The 15,201-nt window shown below is 56.5% G+C and carries 10 protein-coding genes and 1 pseudogene; 3 read left to right on the top strand and 8 right to left on the bottom strand.

Features of this window, described 5'->3' with window-relative positions; translation table 11 throughout:
* Together SMC1_RS10385 and SMC1_RS00260 are read right to left on the bottom strand one after the other, a co-directional pair.
* Positions 1–223, bottom strand: a pseudogene (locus SMC1_RS10385) (hypothetical protein); the annotation flags it as partial.
* Complete coding sequence (locus SMC1_RS00260; RefSeq protein ID WP_119084812.1) at positions 220–1,005, bottom strand: serine hydrolase; 786 nt, start codon at positions 1,003–1,005, stop codon at positions 220–222. The gene SMC1_RS00260 and the pseudogene SMC1_RS10385, both read right to left, overlap by 4 nt.
* A gap of 239 nt (positions 1,006–1,244) precedes the next feature.
* Here SMC1_RS00260 and SMC1_RS00265 point away from each other — a divergent pair, with 239 nt between their 5' ends.
* Positions 1,245–1,637, top strand: a complete 393-nt coding sequence (locus SMC1_RS00265) for a hypothetical protein (protein WP_119084813.1) — start codon at positions 1,245–1,247, stop codon at positions 1,635–1,637.
* An 8-nt stretch (positions 1,638–1,645) separates the two neighbouring features.
* On the opposite strand, the gene SMC1_RS00270 is transcribed toward SMC1_RS00265, so the two are convergent.
* From SMC1_RS00270 to pheS, 4 genes are read right to left on the bottom strand one after another with little or no spacing between them, the layout of a single operon-like run.
* Complete coding sequence (locus SMC1_RS00270; protein ID WP_119084814.1) at positions 1,646–4,156, bottom strand: exonuclease domain-containing protein; 2,511 nt, start codon at positions 4,154–4,156, stop codon at positions 1,646–1,648.
* Between the two features lie 11 nt (positions 4,157–4,167).
* Entirely contained in the window at positions 4,168–6,540 is a 2,373-nt protein-coding gene (locus SMC1_RS00275) for an endonuclease MutS2 (RefSeq protein ID WP_119084815.1), read from the bottom strand.
* A complete protein-coding gene (pheT, locus tag SMC1_RS00280) occupies positions 6,537–8,966 on the bottom strand; it encodes a phenylalanine--tRNA ligase subunit beta (protein ID WP_119084816.1) in 2,430 nt (809 codons plus the stop codon). Before pheT ends, SMC1_RS00275 begins: the two co-directional genes overlap by 4 nt.
* Before the next feature lie 9 nt (positions 8,967–8,975).
* Positions 8,976–9,980: a phenylalanine--tRNA ligase subunit alpha gene (pheS, locus tag SMC1_RS00285; RefSeq protein WP_119084817.1), complete on the bottom strand. Its 1,005-nt coding sequence runs from the start codon at positions 9,978–9,980 to the stop codon at positions 8,976–8,978.
* Between the two features lie 227 nt (positions 9,981–10,207).
* Here pheS and SMC1_RS00290 point away from each other — a divergent pair, with 227 nt between their 5' ends.
* Both SMC1_RS00290 and SMC1_RS00295 read left to right on the top strand, forming a co-directional pair.
* Positions 10,208–11,428, top strand: coding sequence for an ROK family transcriptional regulator (locus SMC1_RS00290; protein WP_119084818.1), 1,221 nt, complete (start codon positions 10,208–10,210; stop codon positions 11,426–11,428).
* Between the two features lie 93 nt (positions 11,429–11,521).
* A complete protein-coding gene (locus SMC1_RS00295) occupies positions 11,522–12,502 on the top strand; it encodes an ROK family protein (protein WP_119084819.1) in 981 nt (326 codons plus the stop codon).
* A 69-nt stretch (positions 12,503–12,571) separates the two neighbouring features.
* On the opposite strand, the gene SMC1_RS00300 is transcribed toward SMC1_RS00295, so the two are convergent.
* Entirely contained in the window at positions 12,572–13,921 is a 1,350-nt protein-coding gene (locus SMC1_RS00300) for a glucose-6-phosphate isomerase (RefSeq protein ID WP_165849088.1), read from the bottom strand.
* Between the two features lie 168 nt (positions 13,922–14,089).
* Positions 14,090–15,199: an ABC transporter permease subunit gene (locus SMC1_RS00305; RefSeq protein ID WP_119084821.1), complete on the bottom strand. Its 1,110-nt coding sequence runs from the start codon at positions 15,197–15,199 to the stop codon at positions 14,090–14,092.
* Positions 15,200–15,201: the final 2 nt, after the last annotated feature.

The following is a 15,201-nucleotide window of genomic DNA, read 5'->3' on the forward strand; positions in this document are numbered from 1 at the left end:
CTCGGACGAGGGGAGCCATAGCCCGGAAAGCTTGAGCCGTGCTCTCCATTGTCTCATGGCAGACTTCGAAATTGGGAGCTGCTTCTCCCAGCCCGGTAAGACCGATATCGGTAACAAGTTGCAACAGAATTCCGTTGTAAACTGTTCGCGTCGCATAGGCGACCTTGAGTTCTTTGAGCCGGGGAATGCTCACTGAAAGACATTTTATGGCAACGATTTTCATATAGCGCGTTCCTCCTTTCCAGTTGTATAGGTAATTGCAGCGACTTTCCCAAGAATAACTGCTCCTTCACCGTTATTGGCCAGTTGTGTCGCCATAAGGCACAGGATGAGGGGATCCCTGGCACCATAGACAAGTCCGACATCGAGGACCGATCCGGGAAGCCCGCCAGTTTTGTGTTCAGCACGTATTCCTTCTGGCAAAAATAACATCATGATATCCGCAAATTGCTGGTGGCCGAGAATTGTCTTCATTGTAGCGGACGCCCTGGAACTGACCAATTCATTGCAGGCAAGTAATTTGAAGAAACGTCCCATATCTGCTGGAGACGTTGTATTATCAATGTCTTGCTGAACCGATTCGGTATCCATCATAAAACGGCGTAACCTTGTATTGGTCATACCAATGTCCACTGCCAACTGATTGACGGCATCCATTCCTGTGAGACGGATGAGCACATTTGTAGCCTTATTGTCACTTGAGCAGATCATGAAGTGAAGAAGATCCATAAGGTCAGGGCGATAATCGGAACTCAGGAACTCGAGGATGCCGCATCCACCTGTTGGAGCTGTCGGGAGGACAGGATGTTCGGTAAGGGCGTGAGTTCCTGCTTCAACCTGTCGAAGAAGCTCGGCCATGATGAGCACCTTGATGGTGCTTGCCGACGGAAATACGCTCGAAGTCTGATACTCGAATAAAGGAACTGTCAGTGTTGCGGCATAGACACCAAATTTTCCCTGAGCACCGCCGAGCAGTGCACGTACTTGTTCCTGCCAGTCTTGCATACTTTCTCCTTACATAACAATCTACCATATGCTACAACATCATTTCATCTCTCTTCTTGCCTATGCTATAGCGGGCTGGATTTTTTTGCAAGAGCTCTGTGCTTAGCTTCGGAAAACGAACTCTACTTCGATATGCTTTTGAGTAGTGCGCATTTACCTGTGTAGGTATCAATTGGTTTGCAGCATGCAGAAGTGCTGCTCATACTGACTGCCATATAAATAAAACGGAAGTTGGGCATATGAGTTTGAAGCCGGCAACTCTCCAGTTCTACGACGACATGGATGAGAAAGGTCGATATCGTGTCGAAGTTTGTCTTGGCACTCATTATGGTGTAGTTGATGAATTGGGTACGGCTCCAGTAGAAGAACGTGCAGTGATCTGGATTTTGATAGCAGTACTTTTCATGATGATACAGATTGTCGGTAAGTTAGGCGTAACGAATGCATCTACATCAAGTACGTTCATCGCTGCATTACACGAACACATACAGACGGGACTCACTGTCTGTACGTGGGTGTTCCTCTGGGAGGTTGTATCAGTACTTGCGTTTCGAATTCCTGAGATGCAGGTCACGCTAGCGAAGCTGAGGAAGCTGCCGGACGCCGAGGTGCGGTTCTTCTACGAGGTCTGATGAATGCTTCAGAGAGTCTGGTTGCGTATCCACCGGTCGAGATGCTGCAAGAGGCTCTCCTGGTTTTCCATAGGCAGAAACAGCGATGGCGTCGGCAGGACAGTCCGGATACGATCTGCGTAGGCTGAACTGAAACTCCGGTTGTCCAGCATGAAGACACTTCGCAGGGTGTGCGGATCCATCTGGTGCAATGTGTATTGCAGCAGGGCAAGTGCATAGGGCAGGTCGAACTGCCGGAAGGCATCACCCCGCTTCTCTTTGAGCGCTTGTTTGAGGCGCGTCACCGTTGGAAGGAACGAGTTGGGAAACTGCAGCTTGGTGACAAACAGGAACTTCGCCGATATGATGTCGCCGAAGCTCAGGTAGTCGAACGGGATGAGCAGGATGGCTTTGTTCTGGCCGGCAAACTGTTCCAGGAGCTGCGTACGTGTGTGCCCATTCTTGGGAAGCAGCAGGCTGTATTCGGCCAGTCCAGGCTCGCGTGCAAGAAATGACTGCATGCGGTGCAATGTCTCGAGAGAGTTCGAGGCGACCATCGCTTTTCCGGGGAAGCGTCTCATCGTTTCGGCAATGAGACGGGCGCCGTTCTTTTCGAATCCGGACTCGTTTGGCTTGGGCAGGTGCAGTGTCACAAACGTGGGGATGCGAGGGCCGTCCGGCTCACGGTCGACGACAACGGCGGGGGCCTCGGAACCTGTGAGGCCGAATGTCTCGGGCAGAAATCGCTCGTCGCCGGCAGGACATACGCTCGTCCCGGCGAGGAGGAACTGGACGTGGGCGTTGCACGCTCGGATGCGTGAGGCAAGGACCGTCCTGGTACTCGCCAGCATGATCTCCTGACCCTGACGTTCCATCCATACGGCGTAGGCAGGGTTGTCTGCATTGTTCAGAACAGAAGCAAGGTCACGACACTGCGTCAGGTATGCCATTCGCATCGTAGCGGGCAGTGTCTCCCCTGCGTTCGCGAAGGCCTCCACCATTGCGTCTGCCGTGGATCTGAGCGCTGCGAACTCGCTGGCAGACCAGAGCGTTTCGCCGATTGTAATGCGCCCTCGGACCCCGGCGTTTTCCTGGTGGGTCACATGCACGTAGAGCTCCTCAAGAAGAGTCCCGGCGCGTGTAGCAAGATCGGCCACAATAGCGAGACCTGGAACTTCGCCTCGCTCGCCTGCAACACCGGCGATAATGCGCAACATGATCGAGGTGACCTGTACCTCAGGCACGTCGAGCACGTCACTCATGAGTTTCTCAGTTTCAGGCGAAGAGACCAGAACTGGTGTCGACTCGCCAAGTTCATGGAATACGTGTGGTGCCTCGGCGAGGTCGGTTACATGGAGGTGGGCGACACGCGCATGGGCCAGCGATTCCCGGACGGGACACACATCATGAAACGGACAGCTCGACTCGAGCTGGCAGTGAGCTGCGGATATGTGATTGACAAGGCGGGACTTCTTCAGGAACAACGGCATGCCTGGGATGAAGACTGAGCGTGTCTCCCATTCATAGACGATGAGAGCCGAGAGCTCAAAGCCGAATTCGCGACGCATGGTAGCACTGCGGGTCGCTCCATCGAGCAGCATGAGGCAGACGAGGTTGTTGGGGCTCTCCTGCGATATCCAGAGCGGTCGCGCGTCTCCAGGTCGTGCGTCCTCCAGGAGCGGTTCAATGGCTGCAGGCGCGCGCAGCAGCACGGCGCCGGGGCGTGCGGATGCCTGGATATCCCCAAGGTATCGGGCTCGAAGTGACTGAGGTTCACATTGCAGGAGGACATCGCGGCCGGAAGTCAGCAACGCCATCTCTGGAGAGACTGTGTCGCTGGCAACGCCTGGCTTCAGAGCTTTCAGGTGTGGCAGACGGGAAAGATCGAGGTCCGTCAGAACAGTTTCCAGGCTTGCCATCTCAGACGGCTGAACCGCCGCTCTGGTATCGCCAGTGTCCAGCAGCCCCAGGTCTGCCACGACCGGATAGAGAAGCTGGATTCGCTGCACGATGGCATCGGGGAGTGCGGATTGCGCGATCTTGTCCTTCAGTTTTCGGTAGAAGCGAAACAAGGAGAGACTGTCTCCGAGAGCCCTGTGAGCTTCCTCCTTCTTGATTTCGAGCGAGTCGACCAACGCGACAAGACTATGACTTTGCAGGTCTGGGAAGAAGATGCGTGCGAGTTCCAGGGTGTCAAACACAGGATTCGCGAGCTGACCGTGCAGCGCTCTGCGCAGGAAACCTTCATCAAAGCTGGAGTTGTGCGCCAGCAATGGACTGCCACCCGCAAACTGCAGGAACTGGTCGACAACCTGATCCACGGGTTCTGCTGGTTCGAGGTCAAGAGGGGTTATCCCTGTGAGGGCAGAGATGAATTCGGGCAGACGCGCCCCTTCCTTCAGGCGGCAGAACTGCTCAAATCGTCCGACCTCCTTGCCTCCACGTACCTTCACGGCACCAATCTCGATGATTTGATCGGAAGCCTGATCGAGGCCTGTTGTTTCGAGGTCGAAGAAGACAAGTTCCTGTTCGTTTTTCAAATGGTTCCTTTCTACTTGAAGTAGGCAATTGTCACCCCATCGCCACCCTCTTCGGGGTTCGAAAAGCTGAAGTGATCAATACTTGGCAGGGTCTTGAGGAATTGATGGATCTGCTTTCGCAGGATGCCCGAACCCTTGCCGTGGCAGATGTAGACGAATGAAAGGCCTGACAGGTAAGCGACGTCGATGTACTTGTCGAGTTTCTCGAGCGCCTCGTCGACACGGTTCCCATGCAGGTCGATCTTCATGGGGACGAACGGCAGTGTCGGTTCACGCGCTCCACTGTACTGCATGGCGCGGTTCTGATAGGAGTTGAGCTCGGGTTCGGTCAGCTTGCGCACTTGTGCTTCAGGCACCGTCGTACGCATGGAACCCGACTGGAGAACAAGCTTGCGCTTGTCCTTCATGACATCGATGACGATGGCCTGTTTGTTGACCGAGGTAATGATGACCAGATCACCCGGCACGATTTCTTCGACGGGTGTGAATGGGGGCTTCTCTTCATACGGCTCCGCTTTCTGGACAAGCTCCTCGCGTGTCGCTTCGACCTCCCGCTTGGCATCGCGGGCGGCCTGCGGCTGGTTCTTGAGGCTGTCCTGAAATTGCCTCATCAGATCGTCCATGCGCCTGCTGACATCGTCGACGATGCGTTGAGCCTCCCTATGGGCTGCTTTGAGCTCCTGTTTCTCGTTTGCTTCAAGCAGAGCCAGTTTTCCCTCGTAATCGTCCCGCAGCTTCGCGAGTTCCTGCTGGTTCACGTTCAGGCTTTCCTTGGTGTGGCTGATCTCCTGGGAATCAGTCACGATGCGGCTCATCAACTCGGTGGTTGCCTTGTGCTCTTTGCTCAGCTCATCGTGGGCGAGCGCAAGCACGGCTTCGGGGAGTCCCAGTCTCTCACAGATGATGAACGCATGACTTTCGCCCGGGGAGCCAAGGATGAGCTCGTAGGTCGGCTGAAGCGTTTCGACGTTGAATCCGACGGAAGCGTTTCGTACCTGGTCATACCGGTACGCGAGGAGCTTCAGGCTGCTGTAGTGCGTCGTGATGACCGTCGTGACTCGCTTCTGGTACAGGAAGTCGACGATGCCGGTTGCGATGGCGGAGCCCTCCTCGGGATCGGTGCCAACGCCGAGTTCATCCAGCAGGACAAGTGAGTACCGGGTCGCCTGCCCGAGGATACGGACGATGTTCGATGTATGCGCCGAGAACGTCGACAGACTCTGTTCGATACTCTGTTCGTCGCCGATGTCGACAAAAACCTCGTCATAGAGGCCAACCGTGCATCCGTCCGAAGCAGGGATGAATAGACCCGCTTTGCTGATGAGGACCGTAAGGCCAAGGGTCTTCAGGGCAACGGTCTTGCCTCCCGTGTTCGGGCCGGTGATGACCACCATGAAGTAGTCCTTGCCAATGGAGAAAGAGACCGGGACGCAGTCTGCGACGAATGGGTTGCGGACGTTGCGCAGGTTGGTTTCCAGGTTGGGGCTTACCGACGGCTTGATGCCATTCCACGATCGAGCCAGACGTCCCTTGGCCAGACTGAAGTCGAGGTGACCCGCCACGTTCAGCGATTTCTCGACATCTGGGGCGGCCTTTGCGATGAGGTCTGTCAGGTAGAGGAGGATGCGCGATATCTCCTTCTTCTCATCGGACTGCAGGATCTGCAGCCGGTTGTTGAGGTCGATCACCCGTGTGGGCTCGACAAACAGGGTCATGCCACTGTCGGACTGGTCGTGGACAACCGACTGAATTGCATCCTTGAACTCTCGTTTCACCGGGATCACGTACCTGTCGTTCCGCATCGTTACGATGCGGTCTTGAACGGCACGGCCATAGGTTTCGCTCCCGAGGATATCCTGGAGCACCTTATTGATGGTCTTCTGCAGCTCGATTTTCTCACGACGAATGGCTGCGATGTTGATCGATGCGTCGTCGAGGATGTCTCCATCCTGATTGACGCATCGTTCTATCTCTTGTGCGAGAGACGAAAACGGCTTGACGTCCTGGGAGATGCTGAACAGTGAGGGATAGAGGTCCTTGATCGTCACGAACGCCTTTCGCACACGTGACAGCTCGTTCAGGACGACGCAAACCTTCCACACTTCCTGCCCAGCGAGCTGTAGACGGATCTTGGCTTTGTCCAGCTCGGCCCTCACGTCAAGGAGGTTACTGAGGGTCAGATCACCGAACCGCTCCAGATATGAAGACGCTTCATCGGTCTCGGTCTGAGCTGCCCTGATGGCATCAATGCTGTCGAGCGGAGCGAGTGCACGTGACTCTTCAGCACCCAGCGCCGACTCGGCCTGGGATGCCAAGGCCTCCTGGATACGGTCGAAACCGACCTTGCCGTACGTGTATGCGCGAATCGCTTGCTGAGCCTCTATACCCGGGTTCTTCGTAGTATGCCCCCTACACGAGTTGCGAGGGTGGCCTCGACAGAGCTAACAAGGATATCGACCTCATCGCCCAATAGTGTTCGGTCGGGTGAGGCAAACTCCATCGAGAAGCCCACGCTCTTCTTGCCTGTCGGTAGACTGTCCCCCTGGAAACTGTCAAACACGACAATTGTCTTGAGCAGAGGGCCGCCATTTTCAGTGATGATCGCCTGCAATTGGCCGGCTGTCATGCTACTGTCCACCAGGACAGCGATGTCACGCCGGATCGACGGGAACCTGGAAAACTCCTTGAAACCGATAGCTGGGATACTCTTCAACAGGGCATCGACGGAAAACTCGGCGTAGAACGTGTCTCGTTCCAGACCGAGGAGAGCACCGACGTCGTGCCTGAGAATGCCGAGTGTGCCCAGTGCCGTGGTTTCCGAGGAAACCAGGACGCTTGCACCAGTCTCCAGGATTGCACTATCCGATGACACGACGTTACAGGGCACATGCAGATCGCGAAGAACTGACTCGATGATGCCCTTCAGGACAAAGATGCTGGTGCTGGCGGCGGGCGTCGTCCAGTTCGCATCTTGCCACTTGCCTGCAAGAAGAATGCCAAGCCTCGTCTCCTCGTCGAACGACTGGCCACGAACGCTGAACGTTTTGCCAATCTCGAACGAGGCGAAGCCCTCGCGGCCCCGCGACAGGTTCCGCACCGCGGCTCCTGCAAGGCCAACAGCCATTGTGGGGCGCAGAGCATCCCAGTCTACCGTGAGCGGGTTGAGCAGGAGCGGTGCCGGAGGCAGGCCCATCGCGGTTACCGTGCTCTCCCGCACAAAACTGACAGTGCGTGATTCGACGAGCCCAATGCCGACGAGAATCTGGCGCAGTCGCTTACAGAGCGCCTTGAGGGGAGACTCTGAACCGGGGCGCAGGGCAAGGTTCGGCACGTGTGAGGGAAACTCGTCATAGCCCTCCATTCTGACAATTTCTTCGACATATTCTGGCCAGGATGTCAGGTCGCCACGGAACGATGGCGGTGTCACCGATAAGGTTGTTCCCGTGACCGACGACGCGATTCCTTCATAGCCGAAGAGTCGTTGCATGTCTGTAGCGTCGAGGTTGGAACCCAGGTAGCCATTCACCTGATCCAGACCGAGATTCAGCGGTAGCTTCGCAGGAACAGGAATTCCAGCAGAAGCTACACGCGAGACATAGGAACCGAGACACTGCTCGCGGACGAGTGCCGATAGAACCGAAGGGACGGCGCTGACAGTGAGCCCTGGATCGGTGCCACGCTCGTAGAGATAAGCTGCATCTGACTTGATGCCGAGGTGCCTGCTCGCGTGTGCGACTGCTCTCGGATCGAAGTGTGCAATCTCGAAGACGATGCGGGTCGTCGCAGCCGTGACGCTGGATGCCAGTCCGCCCATGACGCCGGCGACGGCCACTGGAACGGCAGCATCTGCGATGACGAGCGTGCCTGGTTCGAGGGAGCGCAACACGCCGTCCAGTGTGACAATGGTCTCGCCGGGCAGAGACGTCCGCACGATGATACGATGCTCCTGAAGGCGATCGTAGTCAAACGCATGAGTCGGCTGTCCGTATTGTTTCAGACAGAGATTGGTCATATCGACAATCCTGCTGACAGGACGGACGCACAACTGGTAAAGCTGAGTCCGGAAAGCGTGACTCGATGGGCCAGAGGCAACATCCTGTACCAGGACAGCGATGTAGGAACTGCACAGGGACTGGTTGTTGATTGTCACAGCCAGGTCTCCGTCGTTCCGGGCGTGTGGAAGGGCTGAGGGCAGCGGTAGCTTGATGTCGCCCATATCGAACGGCTGATCCGCATCTCTTGCCTTGAGCACTTCGATCCACCGGGCCAATCCGAGAACCGACAGGGCGTCGCCCCGATCAGGTGTGACGCTCACCTCGAAGGCGGTGTCTCCTACGGGCCAGGCTTCCTCGAAGGGGCTCCCGACAATCGCTCCCGACCCCAGATGTAGGATACCTTCCTTCTCTTCGGAGGACAGGAGGTCACTGTCGAGTCCCAGTTCCTTCCAGGAGCAGAGCATACCGAACGATTCTACGGTACCGAACATGCGCGTCGCGATGTCCATGCCGTCGGCAGTCCTGCCACCTGGAATCACCACTGGGATGATGTCACCCTCACGCACGTTGGTGGCGGCCGTGTATACACTGGTCGTTCCGCGCGGACCGAGGTCGAGGTCTATGAGCTGAAGCCTGTGGTGTGTCGGGTGGGGGGCAGTACGCATGACCCGCGCAACGAAGACGTCCCTGAACAGAACATCGGTCCTTTCCGTCGATTCGATTTCAATACCGACGTCGCCCAGTTTTGTGACCAGTTCCTCGGGAGTGTAGTCAAAATCGATCGCGGCATGCAGCGCAGACAGCTTGACTCTCATCCAGTCACCTCAGAACTGACCCAGGAAATCCAGGTCGTTGTCGTAGAACATGCGAATGTCACGAATGCCGTATTTGATCATGGCTATCCGCTCGATGCCCCACCCAAACGCAAATCCCTGGTAGATGCTGGTATCGTATCCGACCTCCCGCAGTACGTTCTGGTGGACCATGCCTGAGCCGCCCATCTCGATCCATCCGGAGTTCTTGCAGGTTGGACAGCCCTTGCCTCCACAGATGGGACAGGAGATTGCGGTCTCAGCACCCGGTTCGACAAATGGGAAGAATGAAGGAAGGAGCTTGACGTTGGTGGATGAGCCGAATACTCCTCTCACGAATTCCTGGAGTACTCCCTTCAGATCTGCGAACGTGATGCTCTTGTCGATGACGAGACCTTCGACCTGCGTGAACACGGGAGTATGGCTTGCATCCACCGCGTCGCGGCGATAGCATCTGCCGGTGGCAATCATCCGTATGGGCGGATTCTCACGTTTCATCGTCCGGACCTGAATAGGCGACGTGTGTGTACGCAGAAGCATGCCGGGCGCCAGGTAGAACGTGTTTTGCATGTCGCGCGCGGGGTGGTCCGCGGGGATGTTGAGCGCCTCGAAATTGTAGTATTCCTGCTCGATTTCTGGACCCTCTTCTATGTCGAATCCCATGGAAAGGAAGACGGACTCGACCTCCTCCTCGACTTGCGTGAGGATATGTTTCTTGCCGGCAGGCATGAGCTGCCCCGGCAGAGAAAAGTCGATGTCATACCTGCGCGCCGTGGAAGACAGATTGGACAGTCTCTGCTCGATCGCTTGCGCTGCCCATTGCTTGAGTGCATTGACTTGCTCGCCGAACTGTCTGCGCTGGTCCTCGGCCACACCCGAAATCTGTTTGAGCAACGCTGTGACTGTGCCCTTCTTTCCCAGGTACTCGATCTGTGCATTTCGAACGTCCTGAGCATTGCGAGCGGCAGTCAACCGCGTCTCCAGGTCTGTACGGATTTCGTCTATCGTGCTTGGCATGTACTGCTCCTCGTTCAGTGTCAATCAAGCAATTATCATACAAATTGTACGTTGATTCGCCCTGTTTACAAGCGTGTGTGCAGTTCACACGAGTCGCTTGGAGACAAGCGCGGGGGCGTTGCGTCAGTCGAAGAAGGGTTGGCTGGCGCCGCTGCGACTCTTATGCGATTGCTGCTATACTTGCTCCTGCTAGAGGTCTGCGCATATTGCTGCAACGAGGAGATGTCATGGCTACAAAGCCCAGGGCAAGCGAACACATTGGCAAGAACCAGACCAGTATCAAGGCCGAGAATACCTCCAGTATCCTCCGGACCGTTCATGGGACAAACGACATTTCGCGGGCGGATCTGGTCCGACTTACAGGGCTGACTGCTCCGACGGTCTCACGCATCGTCTCTTTTCTTGTCGAACAGGGTGTCGTCACCGAATCGCCGGGAGCGAGTGTGGGAGTAGGCCGCAAACCCGTCGTGCTGCACTTCAACGGGAGGTCGCGCTACATTGTGGCCATCGATTTCTCATGGGCGCATGTCCGAACTGCGCTCATGGACTTGGGTGGTGGTATTCTTGACCATACGGAGCGGACCATCGATCCCAGGGGCTCTATTAAGACGGAATTCGAGAGAGTGCTGGAGACCGTGCAGGAACTGCTGAACCGTCACCGGGGTGTGAAGATTATCGGGGTGGGCTTCTCCGCGCCCGGCCTCATCAACTCTGAAGCGGGCGTCGTCATCAGTGTTCCGAACTTTCCATCGATCCGCAACCTCCAGGTCCGGCAGCTGCTGCAGACGCGCTTCGGTTTTCCAACATTCGTCATCAATGATGCGAACGCTGAAGCCGTTGCCGAGAAGTTCTTTGGTCAAGGTCGTGATACCTCTGATTTTGTGCTAGTGCATCTTGGCTACGGTATCGGCGCCGGCATCATTGCCGGGGGGCGCTTGTACACGGGCAACTTCGGAGTCTCGGGCGAAATCGGCCACACATCGGTCGACCGCCGCCACGGAAAATGGTGTGACTGTGGAAATCGGGGGTGTGTCGAATTATATGCCGGACTGCGCGGCATTCTCGAAGACGCTTCCGCTCAGGTGGGTCGGCAGCTGTCGTTTGCGGAGCTTCAGCAACTGGCTGCCGAGGGAGACGCCAAGGTGCTGGGGGTTCTGAAAGAGAAGGGAGAGCTCATTGGATATACCATGGTCAATCTGGTGAACCTCCTTGCTCCTCAGCGTATCATCGTGACGGGCCAGGTGGCGGCTCTGGGTGCCCCGATTCTGGAGCCCATGAAACGCATCATCGCCGAACGTTGCTTCTACCACGTCGCCGATCAGGTCTCTATAACGCTGTCCTCCTTGTCCGAAAACAGCACTCTTCTTGGGGCGATGACGGTCGTGCTGGACGATTTCCTCGAGAATCCATACGATTTCTTGACCGTTCGAGAGGAACGCCGTCACTGAGGGGCTTGCTCGACGGCTTGACAGGTCATGCTGTCATCCTACAATAACTTGAATAGTAACGTCGCGTACGAAATTGATTGAGAGGTTGGCGGCATGGACACATCAAGGGCGACGGTGCGCACTGTAGCAGGTGTGGACATAGGCGGGACCAAGGTTACGTTCATCCTCTGGTCGGGTGATGCCATTGCATACAGGGTGGTATTGCCATATGCTGCCCGGTCCAGTCGGGAGTTCTCAGAACTCATTCTGCAAGGGATGGGTGACCTCCGTCGGCGGGCGGCAGATGTAGGGGTTGCCATCATGGGTACGGGTATCGGGTGTGCCGGCATGGTCGACCAGAAGCACGGCGTGTTCCTGTTTCCTCCCAATATGCCCGGCGTGCGAGATGTGGCGCTTGCTGATATCGTCGGTGGGTTCACCGGTGCCCCGGCGTATCTGGAAAACGATGCTAACTGCGCGCTCTTCGCCGAGTGGGTCAGCGGGGTCGCCGTCGGTCGCCGCAATGTCGTGATGTTCGCTGTCGGGACTGGTGTTGGCGGAGCGTTCATTGTCGACGGGCACCTGTATGTTGGTCGCCACGGCTTTGCAGGCGAGATAGGGCACCTTCCCATGGTCGACCGTGGCCTGCTGTGCGGCTGCGGCCGTCATGGCTGTCTCGAGACCACCGCTTCCGGAACCGGTATCGAGCGATATGTCGAGAGCGCACTGGCTAAGGGGTCGAAGAGTCTCATGACGATGAAAGACGCAGCGTCGGCCCGGACAATCTCCGAGTTTGCTCATCATGGAGATCTACTGGCACAACAAGCCTTCAAGCGGGCGGCCCGCTACCTTGGCCGGGCGGCTGCGGCACTCATCAACACGCTCGACCCGGATATGGTCGTGCTGGGTGGCGGAGTTGCCGAGTCAGGGCTGCTCATGGACGAAATGAAGCGCGTTGCTCAGCGGCGTTCTCTGCCGCTCCTGTTTGAGGGCATCGAATTCTCGATGGCACACTACAGGAACGATGCCGCCGCCGTTGGTGCGGCTTTTCTCGCGGATCAGCTTCTCAAAGGGCAGACTGTCTACTCGACGTAAGCTCGTCTGACGCCTTGGGAGGTGTCTCTCCACGACCGTTTCTGCGGGTGGAACCTTGCTTGATGCTGGTCAGTTGCCCCTGGCAAGACGTGAACGAATGTCCGCGGCTTCCACCTCTGTGCCCGGTTTGGCCAGGAGAGCGAACATGTTGTGCTTGTACGCTTCTACGCCAGGCTGGTCGAAGGGGTTGATGCCAAGCATATAGCCTCCTACCGCACAGGCGACCTCGAAGAAGTACACAGCGGCACCGAAGCTACCTTCTGAGACATCGGGCACCGTCAGTTGAAGCACGGGGACGCCGCCATCGTGGTGAGCAAGAAGTGTGGCGATCCTGGCATCGTGGTTCATGGCAGACAGGCTTCGGCCGTTGAGATAGGCAAGCCCGTCTGGCGAGTCCGCATCACAGAGGAACGCGACGTCGGCGGGGGCGGGCACATCGACAACCGTCTCGAAGAGTGAATGAGTTCCTTCCTGGACATATTGCCCAAGTGAGTGAAGATCAGTTGTGAATTCGGCCGACGCAGGGAAGATCCCCTTGCCGTTCTTGCCCTCACTCTCGCCGAACAGTTGCTTCCACCATTCGCCGACGAAGTGCAGACAGGGCTCGAAACTTGTAAGCAGTTCGATGTTCTTTCCACTCGTGTTCAGAAGGCGTCGGGCAACGGCGTAGTGAAGAGCGTCGTTGGTCGCTGCAGGCGAACCAAGGCTGGCAGTGCGCTGTTCTGCGGCGCCTTGCAGCATCGCACGGATATTCAAGCCTGCGATCGCGAACGGAAGGAGACCGACCGGAGTGAGTACTGAATAGCGTCCCCCAACGTCGCGAGGCAGATCGAATGTGACCAAGCCCTGGTCCCTGGCAAGATCGTGCAGGGTTCCATGCTCCGAGTCCGTTATGGCCACGATGCGGGTGCGTGCCTTTCCTGCGCCGAACCGTCGAACCAGCTCTGTTCTCAGGATGTGGAAGGCAACCGCAGTCTCAAGCGTCGTGCCGGATTTCGAAATGACCACGACGGAGAAGCGGTGGCCCGCAAGCCTGTCCAGCAGCTTTTGGAGTTGCCATGAACTGAGGCTGTTGCCGGCGAAGAGGATGTCGGGCAAACTGTCGGTTGCCGAGCGGGACGGCACGCCGGCAAGGAATTCCAGGCCCGCTCGAGCCCCCAGATAGGAGCCCCCAATACCACAGACGACGACAGTATCCGATTGTTCGCGGAGGTCGGCGGCGGCGTGCTCGAGTCTGGCCACGACACTGTCAGGCGCGTCGATGGGCAGGTTGAGCCATCCGGTGTATTCAGAGCCGGCGCCCTTCCTGTCGACGAGGAGCTGGAGCTGCAGTGCTGCCTCTCTCATCCCTCCGTCGATCTCCTCGGCATCGATGTGATCAAGAGCCCATGTGTCATCCAGCCGTATTAGTCCACTCATTCCGACACCTCCACGTATCTCAAGCATTGTAGGAGTCTGGGAAAGCGCTGCAACAGCACGGGGCTCATGATGTCTGTGCCGTTCGTCTACGTGTCCAGCGCTCTGTAGCAAGATGGCTGTCGACAGATGCCGGCAGCCATCTTCAAGAGCCTGATTGGAGGGGGCGTGCTACGACTCCTTTGTCCCGCGCAGAGAGCGTCTCGCTCGCTCTCGTTCCTTCAGTCGTTTCCAGGCATACAGGGCAAGGGCGAGCGCTATGACGCCATATGACACGAAGACACGAAAGTACTCCCCGATCATTGCTGATCCCATGAGGTTCTTTCCTGCCATCGGAGATACGAGGAACATCAGATGAAAGAGAACAACTCCGATGAACACATTGGGGATGGAGGCTTTTACGACACTTGCTCCACCGATCAGCAGTGCTGCGGCTGCGAACGTAGCTGTTTGGTCAGCACCATTGTATGTATTCAGCGTGCCAATGTTCTGAAGATAGATGATTTGTCCATAACAGGCAAGAACGGTAGAGAGAATGATAGCAAGAATACGAGTGCGTTCTACCTTGATACCCGAATCTTCGGAGACACCCATGTCTTGGCCGACTGCTCGCATGTCGTGCCCTAGCTTTGTCTTGCCGAACCACCAGATGAATAGACAAAGCAAACCGATAATCACATATGTCGCAACTGGGATCGAGATGCCGGCGATCTTCAACGGGATGAGGTTATCGAGGCTCATTCGCATTGTCAGCAGGCTAAGAGCGTTGCGAATGCCGTACCCTCGTGACAGGACGAGGACAGGATTATGAATTGGGATGAGTTTGCCCATGAAGTAGAGCACGATGAGCTGGTAAATGCCACTAATGAAGAATCCGAGCATCATCGACGTTACCATCTCGCGTCCTTTGGCCTTGTTAAGAATGAGGCCGGAGAACCACCCGAGGAGTACGGCCATCGGCGTTGCAACTGCCATGGCCAGGAATAGCCCGCCTACTCCCTGGACTCCCCAGTTGAGAACGAGGATGATTGCGATCTGTCCCGACATAGCGCCCAGGACCATGCCGAAGTTGATTCCCATACCTGCCATGATTGGCAAGACCAGGGAAAGAACAAGGAAGGAATCACGACTGACCCTTATGACCAGCTGCTGAGTAAGGTAGGGGCCGGAGAAGCCTGAGATGGGGATGGCAAATGCTATGAAGACGATGAAGATAATAGGGACGGCATTGTTGATGAAGAAGTGGGAAATGACATCTTTGAGTCCATATCTTCTTGTCATGG

It is taken from the genome of Candidatus Cryosericum septentrionale (genome assembly GCF_003570995.1).
Lineage (GTDB): Bacteria > Caldisericota > Caldisericia > Cryosericales > Cryosericaceae > Cryosericum > Cryosericum septentrionale.

Coding starts and splice junctions, on each gene's coding strand:
- pheT (WP_119084816.1), bottom strand. CDS start 8,966: ATGAGAGTCAAGCTGTCTGCGCTGCATGCCGCGATCGATTTTGACTAC.
- SMC1_RS00290 (WP_119084818.1), top strand. CDS start 10,208: ATGGCTACAAAGCCCAGGGCAAGCGAACACATTGGCAAGAACCAGACC.
- SMC1_RS00295 (WP_119084819.1), top strand. CDS start 11,522: ATGGACACATCAAGGGCGACGGTGCGCACTGTAGCAGGTGTGGACATA.
- SMC1_RS00260 (WP_119084812.1), bottom strand. CDS start 1,005: ATGCAAGACTGGCAGGAACAAGTACGTGCACTGCTCGGCGGTGCTCAG.
- SMC1_RS00305 (WP_119084821.1), bottom strand. CDS start 15,199: ATGACAAGAAGATATGGACTCAAAGATGTCATTTCCCACTTCTTCATC.
- SMC1_RS00265 (WP_119084813.1), top strand. CDS start 1,245: ATGAGTTTGAAGCCGGCAACTCTCCAGTTCTACGACGACATGGATGAG.
- SMC1_RS00300 (WP_165849088.1), bottom strand. CDS start 13,921: ATGAGTGGACTAATACGGCTGGATGACACATGGGCTCTTGATCACATC.
- pheS (WP_119084817.1), bottom strand. CDS start 9,980: ATGCCAAGCACGATAGACGAAATCCGTACAGACCTGGAGACGCGGTTG.